The sequence below is a fragment of the Bradyrhizobium sp. RDM12 genome, from assembly GCF_051917485.1.
GTDB lineage: Bacteria > Pseudomonadota > Alphaproteobacteria > Rhizobiales > Xanthobacteraceae > Bradyrhizobium.
In genome coordinates, this window is record NZ_CM133064.1 from 5,860,955 (window position 1) to 5,883,677 (window position 22,723).

Sequence of the window (22,723 nt, forward strand, 5' to 3'; positions counted from 1 at the left end):
TGCACGCGCGCTGGCGAGGCTTGCTGACAAATTAGCCAGCTCTTGCCGCACACCCGGAAGCCCAAGGCACTGGCGCTGCGTCGGACGGTCAAGCCAAGTAGGCGATCTAACCTTGTGTGCAACCACCGGATTTTTTCCTGGCGGGGCTCGCCGCGTCACGGCGCGGGCCCGTTTGCCGATCCGCTACCCAACTGGCCCAAAATTCGCAGTGACGTTGCAAGCTGGCAATGGCGCAGAGCGGAGAACGTCATGAACGTGCATGCTGCGGGCGATCTCAGGACGACCGGCCTCACCCATCCCAACGGCGCGCCGCTCCGCCTCAATAACCGGGATTTTGTGGCGATCGATCGCGACCGCCATGCGAAGTTCGAAGCGACGTATCGTCCGCAAGCCCTCTACAACCGCGCCAACGAAGGCTTTCACGCCAACAACGAAACCTTCCTGCTCCACGAAGTCGCGACCAATTTGCCGATCTATCGCCCCGACACCGGCCCCACCGACTTTCATCTGCATCTGCCGCCGGGCGGCTTTCAGCTCGTGCTGGTCACCTCGGGCGCCTTCACCTTCGACTATGACGGGCGCTACTACAATGTCGGTCCGGGCGCGGTGATGCTGCAAAGCGCGATCGTGCATCGCCAGCTGTTCTACACCTGGTCGGGTCTGTCGACCGAAGAGAATTTGAAGACGCCGCAGACGGCGGTGCCGGATCCGATCTCGATGGGCTATTCGGGCAAATTCCTCGAAGCCTTCATCACCGATCCCACCACCTTTCCGAATCCGACCATCGTCGGCCCCGATCAGATCGACGAAGCCGAGACGCCGCGCGTGGCCTGGAGCCATCCGCTGCACGATCGTCCGGCCGATGGAGGCTTCTGGCTTCAGGATCCGCTCGCAATCGATGCATTGTTCAAGCCGCTCGTCGACAGCCCCGTGAAATCGGCTCTGCCGGTCTATGTGCGCGATATCGGGATCGAGATTCCAAGCGGCCATCTCGTCACCGGCCACATCATCGCAACCGACCCACGCGGCCACTCGCTGTTGCCGAAGAGCGCGTCCATCGCGGCGAATGCCGACTGTTTCGCCGGGGGCGAGGTGGTGGTCTATCGCGTCATTCGCGGCACGGCCGAATTCAAGAAGAAGGCCGGCGAGACCTTCGAGCTCACAGCCGGCGATGTCGTGACGGCGGGCAAGGATTCGATCAGCCTCGTGGGCCTTGGCGAAAACACCCAGGTCCTGCGGCTCGGCCTGTTGAGGGGCATGAACGATCTTCGCAGCTGGACGCCGACCCAACGCGACGAGATCGACGGCCTGGCCGGCCAGATCATCACGCAGAAGGACGTTCGTCCCCTGCGCACCGAAGGCAAGCCGGTCGGGTATCTGTACGCGTAAGCGCGAAGCCGATGCAACGCATCTGGTTCTCTCCGCTGCAGGTCCGGTCTGCTGAAGAAACCTTGTCCCTGAGCGAATGCTGCTGGTAGTTCATAGGCGATCGAGATGCGCCTGGAGCACCAGCTTCGCCCGTGAGCTCCGAAATCACCAGAACCTGCGGAAGCTGCACCGCCTGCTGCGATGGCTGGCTGCAGATCGAGGTCCGCGGTCACAAGGTACGCAAGGGGCAACCGTGTCCGTTCAGCATCGCCCAGTGCTGTTCGATCTATCCGGAACGCCCGCAGCATCCCTGCCGCGAATTCGTCTGCGGCTGGCTGATCGCATCGAGCCCGCTGCCGGATTGGATGCGGCCGGATCAATCCAGCATGATCATGCTGGCTGCCAATTTCTTCTGGCGCGGCCTGCCTGTTGACGTCGTGGTGCCTGTCGGTGAGCAGCCAAAGAAGAAGGCGCTGGATTGGCTGACGCGATTCTGCGCGGAAAACAGACGGCTGCTCGTCTACCAGACCGGCGAGGAGTGGTTCGCGTTCGGGCCACCCGTGTTCCAGACCGACATCGCCAGCCGTCTCGCGCGCGGCGAAACGCCATGGGGCGATTGACCTAAGGCGCGGAAGCCACTCCCCTTTTGACGCGAAACCAATCCGGGGCGCCACAATGCGGCAGATCGCCGCGCGACACGCTTTGTCGGGAATAGTTGCCGATCAGACACAGTCCGGCCGGAAAGTGAGCTGCGTCACAGGAACTCAATTGTATACTGTATCTGGCATACATTACCTTCCGCTTTATCCCGGGCCCATTGAGAGCCCGCGGCGATAGAGGGAAACACGATGAGGAAGGCCTTTCTGCTCGGCACAGGTTTTGCGGCCCTTTTTACAACTACAATTTGTCATCCACTACACGCCGCAACCATAGATGACGTCGTCGCCCGCCTTGATGCGCTCGAGCGCAACAATGCCAAGCTTGCAAAGGAGAACGCGCTGCTTCGTGAACGCGTCAATCACATCGGCGAGTCGAAGGCCGCGGTGACGGCGGTCGCGCCGGCCTCGCCCAAGGGGCAATCCGGTTCTGCACGCGGGGTCGCGCCCTCACCGGCACCTGCGCCCGAGCACACCGTCGTCAGCATCGGCGGCGCTCCGCTCTACAGCAAGGCACCCGGCGCCAATCCATTCATCGACAACACGACCGTGACGCTCTACGGCCACGTCGATCTCTCGGGCGACATCTTCAATCCGGGCGTCTACGACCAGGGAACGAAACTTGGGGTTTCCAGCAACCTCACCTATTTCGGCGTTCGCGCGCGGCACAACCTCGATCCCTATGGCTATCCCGGATGGGCGGCCATCGCGCAGTTCGAGTCGCTCGTCGAGGTCGCGGCCGTTCCGACCGAGCGCGCAGCGTTCGGCACCCGCGACAGCTTCCTCGGCATGGAAACGCCCTAGCAGTCTGCTGAAGAACCCCCTCGCCACGGAGAGGGCTTGATGATTCACTTATCATCTCGATTCGGCGGAGGCGATCATGCGCGGCAGGTTTACGGATCAGGGCGGCCTGTTTTCGTACATCGCGCCGGATAAGCGTGTGCCAGCGAACCACCCGCTGCGGAAGGTCCGGGAACTTGTCCGGGATGTTTTGAGTGATTTGAACCGCAGCCTTGGGAGGCTCTACGCCAGCGAGGGACGTCCTTCGATCCCTCCGGAGCAATTGCTAAGTGCGCTGCTGCTGCAGGTGTTCTACGGCATCCGCTCGGAACGTCAGTTGATGGAGCAACTGGACTACAATCTTTTGTATCGGTGGTTTGTGGGACTGTCGCCGGACGATCCGGTTTGGGACCCGACCACCTTCACCAAGAACCGGGAGCGGCTGCAGAACGGCGATGTATTCACGAAGTTCATGACCAGGCTTCTCAACCATCCACAGGTCAAGCCGCTGCTGTCGGACGAGCACTTCTCGGTGGATGGAACGCTGATCGAAGCCTGGGCTTCACAGAAGAGCTTTCGTCCCAAGGACGGCAGCGGCGACGATGATGACGGCGCGAACTTCCATGGCCAGAAGCGCAAGAACGACACCCATCGCGAGCACCAGTGACCCCGACAGCCGGCTTTATCGCAAGGCGGCCGGACGGGAGGCCAAGCTTTGCTATATGGGCCACGCCACCATGGAGAACCGGCATGGGCTGGCGGTGGCCGGCAGGGTCACGCATGCCAATGGCACCGCCGAACGCCGGGCTTCGGAGACCATGCTGAAGGCGAGACGCAAAGCCGCAGGCCGCCGCATCACGGCCGGTGAGGACAAGGCGTACGATACCGCCGATCATGTCGCCAATCTTCGCGCCATCGGCGTGACGCCGCATGTGACACAGAACCAGGCCGTCACCAAAAAGACCCGCAACAGCGCCATCGACGAACGAACCACGCGGCATCCAGGGTACGGCATGTCGCAATCGCGCCGGGCGATGGTCGAGTGCATTTTCGGATGGGGCAAGCAACACGGCACCATGCGCAAGACCAAACATCGCGGCATCGCTCGCGTCGCCGCCGACTTCCTGCTCAATCTGATCGCCTACAACCTGATCCGCATTCCAAAACTGCTTGCCCCTTAGCCACCCGGCGTCAGGGTGCCCCCAACACCAGGCTAGAAATCACATCCAACTCCGCCACGCCGCCCCAACAACGACCGGACAGAATAAGAAAACTCTCCATTTCAAGATTTTTCAGCAAACTGCTAGGGCACGATCAAGGCCGGCAAGGCGGACACGCCTACAAGAAAGCGACGGCGAAGTTCGATCCGTTCTCGGCCACGCTCGGCGACTACAACTCGATCATGGGCAACACCGGCGGCGATCTCCGCGCCGAGTTCGATTGGCGCGCGTCGCATGCGATCTGGTATGAATCGCCGATATGGAACGGCTTCCAGGCTTCCGTCATGGCCTCGCCGGGACAGAACACCGCGAAGGACAACAGCGACTACGCGCTCGGCGATTTCAATTGCCCTGCCACGTCGTCGCGCGGCAGCGGCTCGGGCTTCCCGCTGACATCGGCGCCGGAAGGCTGCACCGACGGCTCCTACGGCAATCTCTACAGCGCGTCGCTGACCTACAATCAGGGCGGGTTCACGGGCATCGCCGCCTACGAATTCCACGAAGGAACCAACCGAACCGGCGACGAGGCAGTGACGCCCCTGAGCAACGGCGGCGTTCTGACCGTGCCGGCGGGTGCTGTCGGCATCGCCAACGAATGGGCAGCAAAAGTCGGCGCGGGCTACAAGTTCAACGACATGATCGGAAGCCTGCAACTCTACGGCATCTACGAGATCATGCGCCGCGAGCATACGGTTGCCGCCTTCAACGAGCGCTCGCGCGACGGCTACTTCCTGAGCGCGACCCAGACGGTCGACAAATTGGATGTCAGCGCATCATGGGCGCACGCCAACGCGTCGCCGGGCTCGCCCGGCACCGGCGTTCTCAATGCCTATCCCACCCCCGGGGTCGCGGTCTCCGCTCCAGCCGGTGCCGCCGACTTCGCGCTCAACAGTGTGGACTCCAGCGCAGACCAGTACGCACTCGGCGTGAAGTATCACTTCAGCCCGTTCGTGAGTTGGTACCTGGTGGGCAGCTATCTGCGCAACGGACCCGGCGCACATTACTGCCTCGGCGCCAGCGGGCACGGCTACGCTGTCTGCGGACGCGACGCCAACAACAACGTCGTTGCCGGCAACAAGGCCGAAGCGGTCACCACTGGAATGACGTTCGACTTCTGACCGGAAGAGAAGACAGCGGGGAGCCCGTCGCGGCTCCCCGTCGTGAGCGCCTACTCCGCCGCCTGGCGCACGTGGCGCGCGGTCGGTGTGCGCATCGTCACCAGCTCTTCGGCCGCGGTCGGATGCAGCGCAATGGTCGCGTCGAAATCGGCTTTCGTCGCCTTCATCTTCACCGCGATCGCGACAACTTGCGTGATCTCGGCGGCGCCATCGCCGACGATGTGGCAGCCGAGCACGCGATCGGTCGAGCCGTCGACGACGAGCTTCATCAGTACGCGGGTGTCGCGGCCCGACATCGTCGCCTTGATTGGGCGGAACGTCGTCTTGTAGATGTCGACGTGGCTGAACTGCGCCCGCGCTTCGGTTTCCGTCAGACCGACGGTGCCGACCTCCGGCTGCGAGAACACCGCGGTCGGGATGGTGGAATGATCGACCTGCACCGTACGCTTGCCGAACACGGTGTCGGCAAAGGCATGGCCCTCGCGGATCGCGACCGGCGTCAGGTTGAAGCGATGGGTGACGTCACCGATCGCGTAGATGTTGTCGACCGAGCTCTTCGAGAAATGATCGACCGCGATGCCGCCATTCCTGGGGTTGATGGCGACGCCGGCCTTCTCCAGGCCGAGATTGGCCACCGCCGGATGGCGGCCGATCGCGAACATCACCTGGTCGGACGCGAGGCTCGATCCGTTCGACAGGTGCGTGGTGAATTCATCGCCATTGCGATCGAGATGGCGATCGACCTTGTTCACCGTGCAGCCGGTGAGAATGGTGATGCCCTGCTTCTCCATCTCGCTGCGCACGTGCGCGCGGACGTCTTCGTCGAAGCCGCGCAAAATGTTGTCGCCGCGATAGATCACGGTGACGTCGGAGCCGAAGCCGGCGAAGATGCCGGCAAACTCCAGCGCGATGTAGCCGCCACCCTGGATCACGATCCGTTTCGGAAGCTGCTTCAGATGAAACGCCTCGTTGGACGAGATCACATGCTCGATGCCCGGGATCGCCGCGCCGTGATTGGGCGCGCCACCGGTCGCGATGAGGATGTATCTTGCGGTGATCTTCTTGTCGTCCGCCAGCAAGCGGACGGTGTGCTTGTCCTCGATCAGCGCGCGGCTCTTGACGATCCGCGCGCCCGACTTCTCGACATTGGCCGTGTAGGCCGCCTCCAGCCGCGCGATTTCCTTGTCCTTGTTGGCGATCAGCGTCGGCCAGTCGAAGGTTGCGGGCGGAACGGTCCAGCCGAAGCCGGCGGCATCCTCGAGTTCGTGACGGAAATGCGAGCCGATCACGAACAGCTTCTTCGGCACGCAGCCGCGGATCACGCAGGTGCCGCCCATGCGGTACTCTTCCGCGATCATCACGCGGGCGCCGTATCCGGCCGCGATGCGGGCGGCACGCACGCCGCCCGAACCGCCACCGATGACAAAGAGGTCGACGTCGAATTCAGCCATTGTCCACTCCGACCTCTTCAACCCAAACCGCGACGCGCTCCGGGGCTTCCTGATCAGCTATCCCTGTCAGATAGGTATTGTCACATTTCCTTGCCACGCTTCTTCATCTCGGCGCGGAACGCGCTCGCGACGACCTCGGAGAAGTTCTGTGCCCACGCGTTCATGACCTGCATGCTGAGGCTGATGGCCTTGGGCTCGTTGGTGATCAGCTTCTGGCCGAGCGGCGACTTGTAGAATGTGACGAGATCCTTCAGCTCCTGCTCGGTGAACTCGCCGGCATAGACCCCCACCATGCCATCGCCGATCTCCTGCTCGCGGCCGGCAAGCTGCTTGGCAACGATCGGGGCGAGTTCGTTGAGATCCTTCTGGTAGTTGAGGTTCTGCCCGATCAGCGTGGCCTTGACCTTCTCCACCATGCCGGGCACGGCATTTTCGTATATCGCGCTGGCATGCTTCAGCGTCAAAATCTCCCTCGCCGCCGCAATCGACGCCGGAGAGGGTGCCGCCGGGGCTGCCTGGTGCTGCGCGGTCGCAGGCACCGCACTCAGTGCCAGCGCGAAGGCGAGGCACGCAGCGGGCACGATCTTCAAAACGCTCTTCATTTCCAGTCTCCTTTCGGCTTTCGCCGTTCAATCACGCGAATTCCCTCGCCACCCGCCAAAACAGCCGAGCTGGCCAAGCCGATGAACAACCCATGCTCGACCACGCCGGGGATCGCGCTCAACGCCTTGGCGAGGCTGGCCGGATCCACGATACGTCCGAGCTGGGCATCGACGATCCAGTGGCCGCCATCGGTGACGAAAACGTGGCCATCCTTGACCCCGCCCTTGGCCTTGCGAACCGCCATTTGCCCGGAAACGCCGCACTCCGCAAATGCCTTCTCGATCGCCCGACGCGTCGCGCCAAGCCCGAACGGAATGACTTCGATGGGCAGCGGAAAGCGGCCGAGTGTCGGCACCCATTTGGTGTCGTCGGCAATCACCATCATGCGATCCGAAGCGGCGGCCACGATCTTCTCACGCAGCAGCGCACCGCCACCGCCCTTGATCAAATTGAGCTCGGGATCGATCTCGTCGGCACCGTCGATGGTAATATCGAGATGCTCGATCTCATCGAGCGTGGTCAGCGGCACGCCGCAGCGCTCCGCATCGGCACGGGTCGACTCGGAAGTCGGCACGCCGATCACCTTCAGGCCGGCGGCGACGCGTTCGCCCAGCAGCTCGACGAAATGCTTGGCGGTCGAGCCGGTGCCGAGGCCGAGCTGCATGCCGTCACGCACCTCTTCCAGCGCGCGCGCCGCAGCCTGCCGCTTCAACTGGTCCATGTTCACGTCTGAGGTTGCCTCTCATGTCAGGGGTGCCGTCGGTTGCGGCGGGCCTATGTAGCCTCGTTTTCCCCGGAGAACAGGGTCTGGGAATGGGCCTATAAGCCGATCTTATGGCCCCGCCCCTTGCGTCGGTACGGCCGGGCCGGTAGCGCTTGGACCATGATCTCCCCCTACACCCTCGTCTTCGATCTCGACGGCACGCTTGTGGATACGGCGCCCGACCTGATCACTGCGCTGAATTACGTGCTCGACCGCGAAGGCCTGCCGCCGGTGCCGATGGCCTCGGCCCGGAACATGATCGGCGCCGGCGCCCGCAAGCTGATCGAGCGGGGCCTGGAGGCCGAGGGCCGCACGGTCACGCCGGCCGAGATGGACCGGATGACGGCGGATTTCATCGCTTATTACGCCGACCATATCGCGGTCGATCCCGCCCCTTCGAGGGACTCCTGGACGCGCTCGACCTGTTGGCGGCCCAGGGCCATCGGCTCGCGGTCTGCACCAACAAGCTGGAATTTCTGTCGAAGCGGCTTTTGGACCAACTCGACCTGAGCCGGCGATTCGCGGCGATCTGCGGCGCGGACACTTTTGGAATCCAGAAGCCTGATCCGACCATTTTCCGCGAGACCGTGGCGCGGGCCGGCGGCGAGGTCAAAGCCAGCATCATGGTCGGCGACGCCGGAACCGATGTCGGCGTGGCCCGGCGCGCCGGCGTGCCTGTAATCGGGGTCAGTTTCGGCTACACGGACGTGCCGATCGCCGATCTGAAGCCGGACCGGCTGATCCATCACATGCGCGACCTGCCGGCCGCCGCCCACAGTCTGATGACGGGTTAGGCCGAGCAAAGTCCTGAGATTGCTCGGTTATTTCAGGGGTTCGGCGTTAACCACCTCTTAACTATGCGCGCTCCGCCGGTTGCTTGCCCCGAGCGACACTCCTAAGGTCGGGCGGGGTTATGTGGCGGTTCGTCGCAGTAGAAGTGGATGGTCATGCGTCGTGTCATCGCGATTGCGTTAGCGGGAGCGAGCCTGGGTGGCTGCTCCTCGATGTCCTGGGATATGTTCAAATCGGCGCCCCCGACCGTCCAGGTCCGGCTCGAATCCAATCCGGCGGGGGCCGACGCCAGGACGTCGCTCGGTCCGGGCTGCAAGACCCCCTGCTCCGTCTCGGTTCCCGCGCCGGAGGCCCGTTCACCGTCGACTACGTGCTCAACAAGTACCAGCCGACCAGCGTGCCGGTGAACGTGATCAAGAATCCCGGCGATTTCACCACGCCCGCTTCGGTGACCACCGATCCGAACCCGGTGTTCGCGGAGCTTCAGCCCGCGGTGCTGCCCAAGCCGGTGAAGAAGAAGCCGCACCGGCCGAAGAAGCCGAAACCGGCCGCAGCCGCGCCGCCGCGGCGCCGGCCGATGCTGCAGCGCCCGCGGCCGGTTCTGCGTTCCCCGATCGAACGCGGGCAAGCGTTAATCTGCCGATTGTCCTCCGCCTGCGCGATGCTTAGATTGCATCCAGAGCACCGCTGAAGTGAAGGTGCGTCCGTCGCCGTAAGCGATAAGGCAGTTGGCAAGGCAATTGGTATGAACGGATCTCCCGCGACGTCCCGCACCCCGCTGTCAAGCGCGATGACCGATCCGTTCGGGCGGACCATCTCCTATCTGCGCGTCTCCGTCACCGATCGCTGCGATCTGCGCTGCTTCTATTGCATGTCGGAAGACATGACGTTCCTGCCCAAGGCCGACCTGCTGACGCTCGAGGAACTCGACCGGCTCTGTTCCGCCTTCATCGCCAAGGGCGTGAAGAAGCTGCGGCTCACCGGCGGCGAGCCGCTGGTCCGGCGCAATGTGATGTCGCTGGTGCGCTCGCTGTCGCGCCACCTCACGAGCGGCGCGCTGGGCGAGCTGACGCTGACCACAAACGGCACGCAACTCGCAAAGCATGCCCGGGAGCTCGCCGATTGTGGCGTTCGCCGCATCAACGTCTCGCTCGACACCCTTGATCCCAGGAAGTTTCGCGAGATCACGCGCTGGGGCGAGATCGACAAGGTGCTGGAAGGCATCGAGGCGGCGCGCGCCGCTGGCCTCGCGGTGAAGATCAACGCGGTGGCGCTGAAGAATCTCAACGAGGACGAGCTCCCCGATCTGATGCGCTGGGCCCATGGCAAGGGCATGGGGCTGACCTTGATCGAGGTGATGCCCATGGGCGAGATCGGTTCGGGCCGCATCGACCAGTATCTGCCGCTGTCGCTGGTGCGCGCGCGGCTCGCCCAGCAGTTCACGCTGACGGACCTCGCCGAAAGCACCGGCGGCCCGGCGCGCTACGTCAGCGTCACCGAGACCGGCGGCAAGCTCGGCTTCATCACGCCGATGACCCATAATTTCTGCAGATCCTGCAACCGGGTGCGCATCACCTGCACGGGCACGCTGCACACCTGCCTCGGTCACGAGGATGCCTCCGATTTGCGCAAACCTCTGCGTGCATCCAATGACGACACGCTGCTTGCCGCGAGCATCGACCGCGCCATCGGGCTGAAGCCCAAGGGCCACGATTTCATCATCGACCGCCGCCACGACCGCCCCAGCGTCTCCAGGCACATGAGCGTCACCGGCGGCTGAGGATTCACCGCCCGCCGCAGCGGCTCCCTCAAGCTTTTGCGCTCTTAAGCTTTTGAGTCGCCGCCAATTTGTCCATTTTCCGATTGACGGCGCACAAGCCCGCTGATTTGGTGCCCCCGCCTTTGCTTGCCCGGCAGCAATAAGCCGGCCCGCCCCGTTGGCGGTCGCGGTCAAGACGGCAAGGCACGAGGGGAGGACTGACGCCGCAATCGCTCCGGACTCTGATCCGTGCGGTCGCGTGCTTTTCGCACGCCGGCCGAGCGTTGCGTGCTGAAGCCTCCCGTAAAGTGTTAGGCCGCGACGGAGAGAAAGTAAGATGCGTCCATTGCTGGCGGTGAGCAACGCCATCGACGCCCTCAATGAAAAGATTGGGTACGTCTGTAACCTGCTCGTGCTTCTCGCCTGCCTGGTCAGCGCGGCCAACGCCATGATCCGCTACGCCTTCAGCAACTCCTCCAACGGTTGGCTGGAGCTGCAATGGTACATGTTCGCGATCCTGGTGATGTTCGGAGCGTCCTACACTTTCAAGCGCAACGAGCATGTGCGGGTCGAGATCTTCTATCTGACCCTGTCCGAGCGCGGCCAGCTCTGGCTCGACATGATCGGCACGCTGTTCTTCCTGATCCCCTCCTGCCTCCTGCTCGCCTATCTGTCGTGGCCGTTCTTCATGCAGGCCTACAACGTCGGCGAGATGTCGGGCAATGCCGGCGGCCTGGTCCGCTGGCCGATCAAGTTCGTGATTCCCGCCGGATTCGTGATGCTGGCGCTCCAAGGTGTTTCCGAAGTCATCAAGCGTATCGCGGCTCTCCAGGGCTACGTGACCATCGACGCCAAGTACGAGAGGCCGACCCAATGATTACGCTGGAAATGATGCCGCCGTTGATGTTCGGCGGCCTGGTTCTGGCGATGCTGATCGGCTTCCCCGTCGCGTTCACGCTCGCGGCGGTCGGCCTGTCCTTCGGTTTCCTCGCCATCCATCTCGGTTTCTTCGACCTCAACTTCCTCCAGGCAATTCCCGGCCGCGTGTTCGGCAGCGTGCTCTCCAACGAGCTGCTGCTCGCGATTCCGTTCTTCACCTTCATGGGCGCGATCCTGGAGAGATGCGGACTTGCGGAGGACATGCTGGATTCGATGGGCCAGCTGTTCGGGCCGGTCCGCGGCGGTCTCGGCTATTCCGTCATCATCGTCGGCTTCATCCTCGGCGCCATCACCGGCACGGTCGCGGCCCAGGTCATCGCCATGGCGCTGATCTCGATGCCGGTGATGATCCGCTACGGCTACAACATGCGCTACATCACCGGCGTGCTGGCGGCCTCCGGCACCATCACGCAGCTGGTGCCGCCCTCGCTGGTCCTGATCGTGCTCGCCGACCAGCTCGGCAAGTCGGTCGGCGACATGTATCTCGGCGCCTGGGGTCCTTCGGTGTTCCAGATCATGCTGTTCGCCGGCTACACCTTCGTCCTCGGCCTGATCAAGCCGGGGCACGTGCCGCCGGTGCCGCTGGAAGCGCGCACGCTGACCGGCTGGGCGCTGTGGAAGAAGTGCCTGATGGGCATCATCCCCTCGGCCGTGCTGATCTTCGTCGTGCTCGGCACCATGATGATGGGCCTTGCGACGCCGACGGAAGCCGGCGCAATGGGCGCGGTCGGCGCCATCGTGCTCGCCGCGATCCATCACAAGGACTTCACCTCGACCGACCGCAAGGTTCTGATCATCGGCGTGATCGCCGCCGGCATCGGCACCATCGTCGCGATGCTGTTCGCCGAGAACCTGATCTTCAAGCTCGCGTTCGCCGTGACATATCTGGCGGTGGCCTGGATCTGCATCCAGGCCGCGCGCATCCCCGACCTGCGCGACCTCATCAAGCAGGGTTACGAATCCACCATGCGCCTCACCTGCATGGTCACCTTCATCCTGATCGGCTCGACCTGCTTCTCGGTGGTGTTCCTCGGCGTCTCCGGCGGCGTCTGGCTCGAGCATCTCCTGACTTCGCTGCCCGGCGGCGTCTGGGGCTTCCTGATCTTCATCAACCTCTTCATCTTCTTCCTGGCGTTCTTCCTCGACTTCTTCGAGATCGCCTTCATCATCCTGCCGATGATCGCGCCGATCGCGCAGAAGATTCTCGGACCCGTCGTCGGCGACGGCCCGGCGCTGATCTGGTTCGGCGTCATGCTCTGCGTCAACATGCAGACCTCGTTCCTGCATCCGCCGTTCGGTTTTGCGCTGTTCTACCTGCGCGGCGTCGCGCCGAAGGAAGTGAAGAGCTCGGATATCTATTGGGGCGCGATGCCCTGGATCGGCCTGCAGATGATCATGGTGCTGATCGTGATCGCCTTCCCGATCACGGTGACGGGCCTGCTGGACAAGCCGGTCAATGTCGATCTCGACAAGGTCAGGATCGAGGTGCCGCAGATCGATCTGCCGCCGCTGGATCTCGGCCCGCCGCAAAAGTAGCGGCGCTTTCTTCCTTCTCCCCTTATGGGAGAAGGTGGCGCAAAGCGCCGGATGAGGGTTTTCTCCGCGCGCTCGTCCGAGAGTTCGAGTCGCGGTGAGAACCCTCACCCGTCTCGCCGCTATCGCGGCGAGCCACCCTCTCCCACAAGGGGAGAGGGTGCAGCATCCTCAAGTCATGGAACGCCGCCTATGCTTCGACCGCACCCCGCTTCCTCGCTTGCTGGTTCCTTGATCGCCTCGCTCTGGCTCGCCTGTGCCGCGACCGTCGTCCGCGCCGAACCGGTGGCCGATGTGCACGCGCTGGCGCAGAAGGAGCAGCAGCCGCTGCTCGACACGCTGCGCGATCTCGTCGGCATTGAATCCGGCAGCAAGGATTTCGAGGGTCTGAACCTGATCGCAGGCCGTGTGGCCGACCAGCTCAGGCAGCTCGGCGGCACCGTCGAGATCCTGCAGCCCACCGACATCTATCGCCTCGACGACACGCCGGAGAAGATCGGTCCGGCCGTGCACGCGGTGTTCAAGGGCACCGGAGCTAAGAAGATCATGCTGATCGCCCATATGGACACGGTGTACCTGAAGGGCATGCTGAAGGACCAGCCGTTCCGCATCGACGGCGACAAGGCCTACGGCCTCGGCATTGCCGACGACAAGCAAGGCGTCGCCCTCATTCTCCATACCGTGGCGATGCTGCAGAAGCTGAATTTCAAGGATTACGGCACGCTGACCGTGCTGACCAACGGCGACGAGGAGATCTCCTCGCCCGGCTGGCGCAGCACCATCACCAAACTCGCCGCCGATCAGGACGTCGTGTTCTCGTTCGAGGGCGGCGGCGCCGACGGCACGCTGCGGCTCGCCACCAGCGGCATCGGCTCGGCCTATCTCACGGTGACCGGCAAGTCCTCGCATGCGGGCGCGCGGCCCGAGGGCGGCATCAATGCGCTCTATGAGCTCTCGCACCAGGTGCTGCAGATGAAGGACCTGTCAAAGCCCGAGCAGGGCCTGAAGCTGAACTGGACCGTCTCCAAGGCCGGCACCAACCGCAACGTGATCCCCGCCGAAGCCACGGCGCAGGCCGATGCGCGCGCGCTCAAGGTCGCGGATTTCAACGAGCTGGAGAAGGCGCTGCAGGACAGGATCAAGAACCGCCTGCTGCCCGATTCCAAGGTCGAGCTGAAGTTCGAGGTGCGCCGTCCGCCGCTGGAAGCCAACGACGCCTCGCGCCATGTCGCGGCCTACGGCAAGACGATCTACGGGGAGATCGGGATGCCCCTCAAGGTCGACGAGAAGGCGACCGGCGGCGGCACCGATGCCGCGTTTGCGGCGCTCAAGACCAGGGGCGCCGTGGTCGAAGGCATGGGCCTGTCGGGTTTCGGCGCGCATTCCAACGATGCCGAATACGTCAAGCTCGACACCATCGTGCCGCGCCTCTACCTGACCACGCGCATGATCATGGATCTGTCCACCGGCAAGCTGAAGTAAGCGCCTCTTCTTCCTTCTCCCCTTGTGGGAGAAGGTGCACCGCCCGAGTTGCGCCAATTCATCTCGGCGATTTATGCTCTCTCTCCGCCAGCCTGAACCGCAGCGTGAACTCGGCGCCGCCGCCGGGGAGATTGTCGACCGCTACCGTTGCGGCGTGATCGTCGGCGACGCCGCGCACGATCGAAAGGCCCAGGCCCGCGCCGTCGCTGCGCTGGCGATCCCGGCGCCAGAAGCGTTGGAAGATCAGCTCGCGTTCGGCTTCCGTGATGCCCGGACCGCAATCGCGCACGCGCACCGAACCGTCGTCGCCGACCTCGACGTCGACCGAAGTCTCCTGCGCGGTGAACTTGATGGCATTTTCGGCGAGGTTGAAGATCGCGCGCTGGAGCATCTCGGAATTGCCGTGGATCATCACCGGCGCCTCGGCGCCCCGGAGCGCGATGTCCTTGTGCTGCGCGATCGCGAACGGCGCGATCGCGCCGACGACCTCGGCGCAGACGGCGCGCAAATCCGCGGTCTCGCCGGGATCGAGCACCAGCGTGTCGAGCTCGGCGATCTCCAGGAGCTGGGCGACGATCCGGCTCATGCCCTCGATGTCGTCATGCAGCGCATGCCTCGCCGCATCGTTGCCGAGCGTCTCGACCCGCGTGCGCAGGATCGCGAGCGGCGTGCGCAATTGATGCGCGGCGTCGGCCGTGAACTGGCGTTGCACGCGAAAGCCGTCCTCGAGACGATCCAGCGCCCGGTTGACCGCGGTGACGAGCGGCATGATCTCGCGCGGAATCTGCTCCGTCGGCAATCGAATGTCGGTGCGCGACGGGCCGATATTGCTGGCCTCCTCCGACGCCATCCACAACGGGGCGATCGCGCGGCGGAAGATGATGATGTCGATGGCGAGCAGGATCAGGAGAATGGGGATGGTGATCCAGCCGACCCGGCGGAAGAAGTTGGAGACGATGTCGTCGGTGATGACGTCGCGATGCGAGAGGTCTTCCGCCACCTGAATGCGAACAATGGTATTGCCGATCGTCTGGGTCACGCTGGCGCCGGAGATCGACTCCGATTCCGCGTCCCCGGTCTTCTTGTGCGACGAGAACAGCAGGCGTCCGTCGGCATCGCGGATGTCGTACTGGTAGCGGCCGTAGGCTTCCGAGTAGAGGCCGCGCAGACTGTCGGGCAGATTGAATGTCACCCTGCCGTCGGGCTGGACCGCGATACGCTCGGCCAGCGTCTCGGCCTGGGCGCGCATCGCAGCGCGATGCAGCTGGTCGATCTCGGAGTTCAACAGCCAGAACAAGACCAGCGGCAGGAAGATCGCGACCACCGCGACCGCGATGATGTGCAGAAACACGATGCGCGAGATCAGCGATTTGAATGAAGGCCTGACGAACAACCCGGCGGCCACCTTATTTCTCCTCGGCCATCATGTAGCCGACGCCGCGGATGGTGTGGATCACGACCCTGGCGCCGTGCTCGGCAAGTTGCTTGCGCAACCGGGAGACATACACTTCGACCGCGTTCGATGCGACCTCGCCATCGAGGCCGAAGATGTGATCTTCGACATTCTTCTTCGGCACCACGCGCCCCTGCCGGCGCAGCAGGATCTCAAGCACCGAGGTCTCGCGCGACGAGATGATCCGCGGCTTGTCGTCGATGAAGATCTGGCGGCTTTCGGTATCGTAGACGAGATTGGCGAGCCGCAGCGAGCGCCCGAGCAACTGGCCCGGACGGCGCAGGATCGCCTCCAGCCGCGCCACCAGCTCCTCCATCGCGAACGGCTTTGCCAGATAGTCGTCGGCGCCGCTGCGCAGGCCATTGACACGGTCCTGCACGCCGCCGCGCGCGGTCAGCACCAGCACCGGCAGCGGCTCCATCTGCCGCCGCAGTTCGCGCAACACCGACAGGCCGTCGCCGTCGGGCAGGCCTAGGTCGAGGATCATCGCGGCATAGCTGACATTGTGCACCGCCTCGCGCGCCTCCTCGGTGCTGCCAACGATATCGCTCTCATAGCCGGCCGCCGCCAGCCCGCTGGCCACGAGCCGCGACAGCTCGACATTGTCCTCGACGATCAGAAGACGCATCGCATTCCCGCCGGATATTCCGTTGCAAATATGCGGCCCTGCGCCGCTCTGATCTCATCCACCATCCGCCCGGTTTCGGCCAGCAAAAGGCAGCCCCGCCCGGCTTTTCGCTCTCCGTAAGCTGTGTGTAAGCTTTGCCGGCACGCTGAAAGCGATCAACAGCCGTGGCGACAGGCCCTGTCATGCAACGGCCCCGGAGCTCTCGCCCCGGGGGCCGTGAATACCTCGCCGACCTGCACCACCACTCAGCTCTGCGAGTGACGCGCCATGAAGATGTCGTAGCCGACTTCTCCGACCTGGAACCAGGCGTAGCTGTCGTTGGAGAACTTGGTGAGGGACTCGTAGACCTTCTTGAAGTTCGGGTTGGTCGCCGAGACCTCGTCGTGCAGCTCCTTCGCAGCCTTGTAGCAGGCGTCCATGATCGGCGGCGGGAACGCGTGCAGCTTGGTGCCGTTGGCGAGCAGCTTCCTCAGCGCGAGCGGATTGGCCTGGTCGTAGCGGGCCATCATGTAGTTGTTGGAGTAATGCCCGGCCTGCGTGAGCACGCTCTGATAATATTTCGGCAGCGCATTCCATTTGTCGAGGTTGACGAAGGCGAGCAGCATCGGGCCGCCCTCCCACCAGCCAGGATAGTAGTAGTGCGGCGCGATCTTGTAGAAGCCGAGCTTCTCGTCGTCGTAGGGACCGACCCATTCGGCGGCGTCGATGGTGCCCTTCTCCAGTGCCGGGTAGATGTCGCCGCCGGCAAGCTGCTGCGGCACCGTGCCGAGCTTCTGCAGCACGCGACCGGCAAAGCCGCCGATCCGGAATTTCATGCCCTTGAGATCATCCGACGTGTTGACCTCTTTCCTGAACCAGCCGCCCATCTGGCAGCCGGTGTTGCCCGCCAGCAGCGAGACGACGTTGTAGCTCTTGTAGAACTCGTTGAGGATCTCGCGTCCGCCGCCCAGCATGTACCAGGCCTGGTTGATGCGCATGTTCGGGCCGAACGGCACCGACGAGCCGAAAGTGAAGGTCGGGTCCTTGCCGAATAATAATAGGACGCGGTGTGGCCGATCTCGCAGGTGGCGTTCTGCACGGCGTCCAGCACCTGAAGGCCGGGCACGATCTCACCGGCCGCAAAGACCTGGATCTGGAATTTGTTGTCGGTCGCCTCGGCGACCATCTTGCTCATTAGCTCGGCGCCGCCATAGAGCGTGTCGAGCGATTTCGGCCAGCTCGTCGGCATACGCCATTTGATCTCCGGCATCGACTGCGCAATCGCGGGAGCCGCGAGTGTGGCGGCACCGGCCGCACCAAGTCCTGTGACCTTGATGAAGTCTCGTCTCTTCATGGTTTCCTGCCCTGATGGATGGTGATTGTGAGCCTTCTTGCCGAGGCTTGGTGGCCAGCATGGCGCAGCGTCTGGCCGAATGCCACCGTGATCGCACTGCGGCAAAGAAAAAGGCCGGCCTCCACGCGGGGCCCTGTTCGGCGGACGATGCAGGTGGCGGATCTCGGCCTTGGTGCAGACAATAGACTTAAGTCGGACATGGCTCGATGTCCGAAAAGGGCGCATAGGCGACCTCGCCGCCGAAGAGTTCGTGAATGAGCAGCGACGTGACGTTGCATTGCCCTGCCGCTGGATTGGTCGGGCTCCACTGGCTCGCGGTCGACAACGATCATACTTTGCGCAGCGCGTTTTGAACTTCATCGGGATCGAAGCTCATCGTCAATCCAGTCCATTGCCGCGACGAAAATTCGGATTACGCGATGATGGCGAGGTGCCACTGTTTTGCCGGACGTGTCAAACGGCATCGAGGCTCGGGCTCGGCCCATCTCCATCCGTTCGTCATTGCGAGCGCAGCGAAGCAATCCAGAATCTTTCCGCGGAGGGACTCTGGATTGCTTCACTGCGCTCGCAATGACGAGGCGGAGGTGCACCAAACGACGCGCGCCGTATCGGGCTGCGCGCCGATTGCCCTTCTCCCGGGTCTCGCCCCGCTGTAGGCGGGGCGAGATGGTTGGTCTCTCAGAGCAACTCGCTCAGATGACGAAGTCGGTCGGGTGCAGGCTCGCCGCGTGGATGCCGTCGAGCGTGACGGTGTCGCTCGCCGACAGATGAATCACCGCATCGCCGGCGGCATTGTCGCTGATCAGGCTCGACACCGCCGTCCAGTCCGCGAACCCGTAATCGTGCAGGTTGATCAGATCGTGCTCGGTCGCGGTGCTGCCGACCGCCTTGTTTCCTTGATTGAAGTCGGTGATGAGGTCATTGCCGGAGCCCTTGTTGAAGACGAAGGTGTCGCTGTTTCCTCCGCCCGAAAGCTCGTCATTTCCGGCGCCGCCGTTGAGAACGTCCCTGCCGCCGGTGATCGAGCCCGGCGTCGCGGGATTATAGACCGCCGCATCGCCATAAAGACGGTCAGAGGCCGCTCCGCCGGTGAGGATATCGTTGCCGCCATGGGCATTGCCGGACATGGTCGGAGCGTCGCCGAACAGCACATCGGACGCATCGTCGGTGTACTGGGTGCTGATCTTGACGCTGAGAATGTCGTCGCCGCCCTGCGCGTTGTCTGTCAGGGACGTAGAGGAATCTCCCGACAGCGAGGCGCCGGCCCAGACGTTCTCGCCGCTCATGGTCAAGTTGAGGTTGTCGTTGCCGCCATGCGCATCGCCCCCCATGGAACCGACGGCGTCGCCGCTGACCTGCGCTGCGCCCTCCCGGGTGATCAAACTGATGTTGAGCGTGTCATTGCCGCCCTGCGCCGTGCCGCTCATGGAACCACCGGCATCGCCGGCGTACACATTGTCGTAGTCTCGCCAGCCCACCGCGCCGGTGATGGTGTCACTGCCGCCGTGCGAATTGCCCGACATGTCGCCGGCGACGTCGCCGAAAGCATGCACGCTGGTGTACATCGAGTGGTCCTCGACATTGATCGTGTCGTTGCCGCCCCTGGCGTTGTCGGTCATCGCCTGGGCATCGCCGACCACAAAGGCGGTGTTCCAGCCGTAGTTGAAGTCGACGGTGAGCGTGTCGTTGCCGCCGTGGGACTGGCCATGCAACGTCGTGTTGTCGTCGCCAAAGATCGTGGCTCGCGCTTCGGGCTGGGTGATGGTTGCCGTCACGGTGTCGTTGCCGCCCCAGGCATCCGTGGTGCCGGTCGGAAAGTTCGGATCTCCATAGATGGTTTCGATTTGACCAAACTGGTCGAGCAAGACGTCGATCGTGTCATTCGGCAGATGTTGCAAGGCGTAACTCCCATTCCATTGTCCGGCGCGGGCGTGACATCGGCAAATTCTTGCGCGATGTGTTGTGACCACGCTTCACGGAGGCGAATCTAGTTTGGGTCGATGGCGGAGGTTTGCTGGAATTCGGGACAGAGTTTGATCGCGACAAGTGCCGCTGCGCCGCGTGGCGAAACGCACAGTCGCAATCGCGATGGCATCCTGCGCGTCGCGGCACGCTGCCGCCGCTGTTGCTCTGCTTCCTCAGATAATGAAGTCGGTCGGATGCAGGTTTGCCGGGTGAATCCCTGCCAGCGTGATCGAGTCATTGGCGGAGAGATGGATCACGGCGTCGCCGGCGGTGTTGTCGCTGATCAGCTTCGACAGCGCCGTCCAGTCCGCAAAGCCGTAGCCCTGCACGTCGATCAGATCGTGTTCCACAGCGGTGCTGCCGACCGCCTTGTTGCCCTGATCGAAGTCGTTGATCGTGTCGTTGCCGGACCCGGTGTTAAAGACGAACAAGTCGCTGTTTCCCCCGCCCCACATCTGGTCGTCGCCAGCTCCGCCGTTCAGCGTGTCGATGCCGCCGGTAATCGAGCCGGGCGATGCGGGCTTATAGGTCGCCGCGTCGCCATAGATGAAATCCCGGCCCGCGCTGCCGTTGAGGATATCGTTGCCGCCATGAGAATTGCCCACCATGGTCGGCGCATCGCCGTACATCTGCGGAACGGCATCCGTGCCCTGGCCGTCGAGCTTCGCGGTGAGCACGTCGTCGCCGCCCTGGGTCAGATCCATCAGCGATGTCGACGAATCTCCCGAGAGGGTTCCACCTGAGATGGCGCTGTCGCCATCCAAGGTTAAGGTCAAATTGTCATTGCCGCCCTGCGCAAGCCCCCTGAGGGAAGCGATGGCGTCGCCGCTGACCGTCGCCCCGCCGTCCGCCGTGAGCACGCTGACATCGAGTGTGTCGTTGCCGCCGTGCGAAGTGTCGATCATGGAACCACCGGCATCGCCGGCGAACTGGTTCTCGCCGCCGCGCCACGCGACCGAGCCGGTGATGTCGTCATTGCCGCCCTGCGCATTGCCCGACATGTCTCCCGCGGCGTCACCGAAAGCCGAGACGATGGTGTAGACCGTGCCATGGGCATCCGCGACAATGGTGTCGTTGCCGCCTTTGGCGTCGTCGATCATCGATTGGGTATCGCCGACCACGACGGCCGTATTCCAGCCGCCGCCGACGTCGGCGATGAGCGTATCGTTTCCGCCTTGCGAGTGACCAAGCAAAGTCGTGTGGTCTTCACCGAAGATCGTGAGTCTCGTATTGAGTTCTGTGACGGTCGCCGTCACGCTGTCGTTGCCACCCCAGACGTCCTTGGCTGCGGGAAAGCCGAGATCTCCGTACACGATCTCGGTTTGACCAAACTGGTCAAGAGTGACGTCGAAGGTATCGTTCGGCAGATGCTGCATGGCGTAACTCCCATTTCATTGTCGGAAGCGGGCCTGACGTGTGCACAAGTTTTGCGACACGCTTGATCGACGCGCTTCACCGGGAGCAAATCTACCGTTGGTAGATGGCAGAGATTTGCAAGAATTCAGGAGAGAGTTTGATTGCTCGCACGGATCTGCGGTCGCGCGGCGAGAACGAGAATGTCGGTGGAACTGTCGGCGAGGATCTACGTTGGTGATGCCGGCGTCGCGGCAAGCCACGGTGCCGATCAGACTTGCGGTCCCAGGCCGGTTAGCTCCGCCTGGGCTTTTTCCTGGCCCAAATCCGCATGAGAACGAGCAAACAGCATCAGAGCCAATCAAGGACCGGGGCTGAGCGGATCCCCCACGTCCGGTTTGATCAAAAGCTGCGGTGGAGGCAAGTTCAGCTCGGCGTCCGGTTTGCCGGCGACAACAGACATCGCGGCGGCCGAGGCGCTCTTTGGGCTTTGGGCCACAGGACTAAACCGCTCGCGCGGTAGGGCGCTTGGGGCGGGCATCTAGCGACTATCGAGGGCGTAGCGTGCGGAAGCGTCCTGTCTTGAGATCGAGGAACTGCAAACCTCACTCAAGGCAGGAGCACCTCCATGACCGACCAGGCCGTGAGCCCGTTACGCCGGCGCATGATCGAAGACATGTCGATCCGCAAGTTCGCGCCAAAGACCCAACATGACTACGTGCAAAGGGTCAAGGAGTTCGCCGCGTTTCTCGGGCGATCACCCGATGCGGCCAAAGCAGAGGACGTGCGCGGCTTCCGTCTGCATCTGGCATCATGTGACGCGGGCACGCCGAAGATCAACGCCACCGTCTCGGCGCTGCGGTTCTTGTTCAATGTGACGCTTGATCGTCCCGACCTTGCCAAGCAGCTGGCGTTCATGCACGAGCCGCGCAAGGTGCCGGTTGTTTTGAGCCCCGAGGAGGTTGCGCGCTTTCTCGAGGCTGCGCCGAGCATCAAGTACAAGGCGGCGCTGAGCGTCGCCTACGGCGCCGGGCTGCGCGTTTCGGAGGTGATCTCGCTGAAGGTGTCCGATGTCGACTCCCAGCGCATGATGTTGCGCGTCGAGCAGGGCAAGGGCCGCAAAGATCGCCATGCCATGCTTTCTCCGGTGCTGCTCGATCTTCTGCGCGAGTGGTATCGCATCGCACGGCCGCAGGGTTGGCTATTTCCGGGCCAGAACCCGGCCAACCCGATGACGACGCGCCAGCTCACGCGCGCCTGCCATGCCGCGGCCGAGATCGCGGAGATTGCGAAGCGGGTGACGCCGCACACCTTGCGCCACAGCTTTGCCACTCACCTGCTCGAACAGAACATCGACATTCGGGTGATCAGGTCCTGCTCGGCCACGGCAAACTCGAGACCACGGCGCTCTACACCCGGGTTGCGACCAAGACGATCCGCGATGTCATGAGCCCGTTGGACCGTCTCGCGCCGCTGCTTCCAAAGAAGAACGAGCCCAAGGCCGAGCCGCCTGCCTGACGCGCGACT

16 protein-coding genes and 5 pseudogenes are annotated in these 22,723 nt (G+C 63.4%); 12 read left to right on the plus strand and 9 right to left on the minus strand.

Annotation, left to right across the window (positions count from 1 at the left end):
• Nucleotides 1–249: 249 nt before the first annotated feature.
• The 5 genes and pseudogenes from ACTGJ9_RS28845 to ACTGJ9_RS28865 all read left to right on the plus strand — a co-directional run bounded on the left by ACTGJ9_RS28845 (nt 250) and on the right by ACTGJ9_RS28865 (nt 5,142).
• The gene (locus ACTGJ9_RS28845) at nt 250–1,389 is read left to right on the plus strand and encodes a hypothetical protein (protein WP_456673832.1); all 1,140 of its coding nucleotides are present in this window, start codon (nt 250–252) and stop codon (nt 1,387–1,389) included.
• Nucleotides 1,390–1,520: 131 nt separating this feature from the next.
• Nucleotides 1,521–1,988 carry a hypothetical protein gene (locus tag ACTGJ9_RS28850; RefSeq protein ID WP_456673833.1) on the plus strand — a complete coding sequence of 156 codons (468 nt, stop codon included), beginning with the start codon at nt 1,521–1,523 and terminating at the stop codon, nt 1,986–1,988.
• A 228-nt stretch (nt 1,989–2,216) separates the two neighbouring features.
• Nucleotides 2,217–2,828 carry a hypothetical protein gene (locus tag ACTGJ9_RS28855; RefSeq protein WP_456673834.1) on the plus strand — a complete coding sequence of 204 codons (612 nt, stop codon included), beginning with the start codon at nt 2,217–2,219 and terminating at the stop codon, nt 2,826–2,828.
• Nucleotides 2,829–2,904: 76 nt separating this feature from the next.
• Nucleotides 2,905–3,985: pseudogene (locus ACTGJ9_RS28860) on the plus strand (IS5 family transposase).
• Nucleotides 3,986–4,104: 119 nt separating this feature from the next.
• Nucleotides 4,105–5,142, plus strand: a complete 1,038-nt coding sequence (locus ACTGJ9_RS28865) for a porin (protein WP_456678662.1) — start codon at nt 4,105–4,107, stop codon at nt 5,140–5,142.
• A 50-nt stretch (nt 5,143–5,192) separates the two neighbouring features.
• Here the strand turns inward: ACTGJ9_RS28865 and gor are convergent, their stop codons facing one another.
• The 3 genes from gor to rpiA all read right to left on the minus strand — a co-directional run bounded on the left by gor (nt 5,193) and on the right by rpiA (nt 7,923).
• Nucleotides 5,193–6,593 carry a glutathione-disulfide reductase gene (gor, locus tag ACTGJ9_RS28870; protein WP_456673835.1) on the minus strand — a complete coding sequence of 467 codons (1,401 nt, stop codon included), beginning with the start codon at nt 6,591–6,593 and terminating at the stop codon, nt 5,193–5,195.
• 80 nt (nt 6,594–6,673) lie between these two features.
• Nucleotides 6,674–7,195, minus strand: coding sequence for a DUF2059 domain-containing protein (locus ACTGJ9_RS28875; protein ID WP_456673836.1), 522 nt, complete (start codon nt 7,193–7,195; stop codon nt 6,674–6,676).
• Nucleotides 7,192–7,923: a ribose-5-phosphate isomerase RpiA gene (gene rpiA, locus ACTGJ9_RS28880; protein ID WP_456673837.1), complete on the minus strand. Its 732-nt coding sequence runs from the start codon at nt 7,921–7,923 to the stop codon at nt 7,192–7,194. The genes ACTGJ9_RS28875 and rpiA overlap by 4 nt, the downstream gene beginning before the upstream one ends.
• Nucleotides 7,924–8,079: 156 nt before the next feature.
• Between rpiA and ACTGJ9_RS28885 the strand changes: the two are divergent.
• From ACTGJ9_RS28885 to ACTGJ9_RS28910, 6 genes and pseudogenes are all read left to right on the plus strand, one after another.
• A pseudogene (locus tag ACTGJ9_RS28885) lies at nt 8,080–8,753 on the plus strand (HAD-IA family hydrolase).
• A 153-nt stretch (nt 8,754–8,906) separates the two neighbouring features.
• Nucleotides 8,907–9,386, plus strand: a pseudogene (locus tag ACTGJ9_RS28890) (hypothetical protein).
• Between the two features lie 110 nt (nt 9,387–9,496).
• Nucleotides 9,497–10,531, plus strand: a complete 1,035-nt coding sequence (gene moaA / locus ACTGJ9_RS28895; RefSeq protein WP_456673838.1) for a GTP 3',8-cyclase MoaA — start codon at nt 9,497–9,499, stop codon at nt 10,529–10,531.
• Nucleotides 10,532–10,847: 316 nt separating this feature from the next.
• Nucleotides 10,848–11,387, plus strand: a complete 540-nt coding sequence (locus ACTGJ9_RS28900; protein ID WP_456673839.1) for a TRAP transporter small permease subunit — start codon at nt 10,848–10,850, stop codon at nt 11,385–11,387.
• Nucleotides 11,384–12,985, plus strand: a complete 1,602-nt coding sequence (locus tag ACTGJ9_RS28905; RefSeq protein ID WP_456673840.1) for a TRAP transporter large permease — start codon at nt 11,384–11,386, stop codon at nt 12,983–12,985. The genes ACTGJ9_RS28900 and ACTGJ9_RS28905 overlap by 4 nt, the downstream gene beginning before the upstream one ends.
• Nucleotides 12,986–13,174: 189 nt before the next feature.
• Nucleotides 13,175–14,464 carry a M20/M25/M40 family metallo-hydrolase gene (locus tag ACTGJ9_RS28910; protein ID WP_456673841.1) on the plus strand — a complete coding sequence of 430 codons (1,290 nt, stop codon included), beginning with the start codon at nt 13,175–13,177 and terminating at the stop codon, nt 14,462–14,464.
• 58 nt (nt 14,465–14,522) lie between these two features.
• Here ACTGJ9_RS28910 and ACTGJ9_RS28915 read toward each other — a convergent pair whose 3' ends face one another.
• From ACTGJ9_RS28915 to ACTGJ9_RS28940, 6 genes and pseudogenes are all read right to left on the minus strand, one after another.
• Complete coding sequence (locus ACTGJ9_RS28915) at nt 14,523–15,869, minus strand: ATP-binding protein (protein ID WP_456673842.1); 1,347 nt, start codon at nt 15,867–15,869, stop codon at nt 14,523–14,525.
• A 1-nt stretch (nt 15,870) separates the two neighbouring features.
• Nucleotides 15,871–16,545, minus strand: coding sequence for a response regulator transcription factor (locus tag ACTGJ9_RS28920; RefSeq protein ID WP_456673843.1), 675 nt, complete (start codon nt 16,543–16,545; stop codon nt 15,871–15,873).
• Between the two features lie 245 nt (nt 16,546–16,790).
• A pseudogene (locus ACTGJ9_RS28925) lies at nt 16,791–17,878 on the minus strand (TRAP transporter substrate-binding protein).
• Between the two features lie 187 nt (nt 17,879–18,065).
• On the minus strand, nt 18,066–18,203 hold the full coding sequence (locus ACTGJ9_RS28930) for a YunG family protein (RefSeq protein WP_456673844.1): 138 nt from the start codon (nt 18,201–18,203) through the stop codon (nt 18,066–18,068).
• Nucleotides 18,204–18,570: 367 nt separating this feature from the next.
• Nucleotides 18,571–19,776 (minus strand): calcium-binding protein, encoded by a 1,206-nt coding sequence (locus tag ACTGJ9_RS28935; protein WP_456673845.1) that lies wholly within the window; start codon nt 19,774–19,776, stop codon nt 18,571–18,573.
• A gap of 240 nt (nt 19,777–20,016) precedes the next feature.
• Nucleotides 20,017–21,219 carry a calcium-binding protein gene (locus ACTGJ9_RS28940; protein ID WP_456673846.1) on the minus strand — a complete coding sequence of 401 codons (1,203 nt, stop codon included), beginning with the start codon at nt 21,217–21,219 and terminating at the stop codon, nt 20,017–20,019.
• Nucleotides 21,220–21,824: 605 nt separating this feature from the next.
• Between ACTGJ9_RS28940 and ACTGJ9_RS28945 the strand changes: the two are divergent.
• Nucleotides 21,825–22,714: pseudogene (locus tag ACTGJ9_RS28945) on the plus strand (tyrosine-type recombinase/integrase).
• The last annotated feature ends 9 nt before the right edge of the window (nt 22,715–22,723 follow it).

What these genes read in the sequence shown, in the direction of transcription:
- ACTGJ9_RS28845 (WP_456673832.1), top strand. Translation starts at nt 250, where the DNA reads ATGAACGTGCATGCTGCGGGCGATCTCAGGACGACCGGCCTCACCCAT.
- ACTGJ9_RS28855 (WP_456673834.1), top strand. Translation starts at nt 2,217, where the DNA reads ATGAGGAAGGCCTTTCTGCTCGGCACAGGTTTTGCGGCCCTTTTTACA.
- gor (WP_456673835.1), bottom strand. Translation starts at nt 6,593, where the DNA reads ATGGCTGAATTCGACGTCGACCTCTTTGTCATCGGTGGCGGTTCGGGC.
- ACTGJ9_RS28875 (WP_456673836.1), bottom strand. Translation starts at nt 7,195, where the DNA reads ATGAAGAGCGTTTTGAAGATCGTGCCCGCTGCGTGCCTCGCCTTCGCG.
- moaA (WP_456673838.1), top strand. Translation starts at nt 9,497, where the DNA reads ATGAACGGATCTCCCGCGACGTCCCGCACCCCGCTGTCAAGCGCGATG.
- ACTGJ9_RS28900 (WP_456673839.1), top strand. Translation starts at nt 10,848, where the DNA reads ATGCGTCCATTGCTGGCGGTGAGCAACGCCATCGACGCCCTCAATGAA.
- ACTGJ9_RS28905 (WP_456673840.1), top strand. Translation starts at nt 11,384, where the DNA reads ATGATTACGCTGGAAATGATGCCGCCGTTGATGTTCGGCGGCCTGGTT.
- ACTGJ9_RS28910 (WP_456673841.1), top strand. Translation starts at nt 13,175, where the DNA reads ATGCTTCGACCGCACCCCGCTTCCTCGCTTGCTGGTTCCTTGATCGCC.
- ACTGJ9_RS28920 (WP_456673843.1), bottom strand. Translation starts at nt 16,545, where the DNA reads ATGCGTCTTCTGATCGTCGAGGACAATGTCGAGCTGTCGCGGCTCGTG.
- ACTGJ9_RS28940 (WP_456673846.1), bottom strand. Translation starts at nt 21,219, where the DNA reads ATGCAGCATCTGCCGAACGATACCTTCGACGTCACTCTTGACCAGTTT.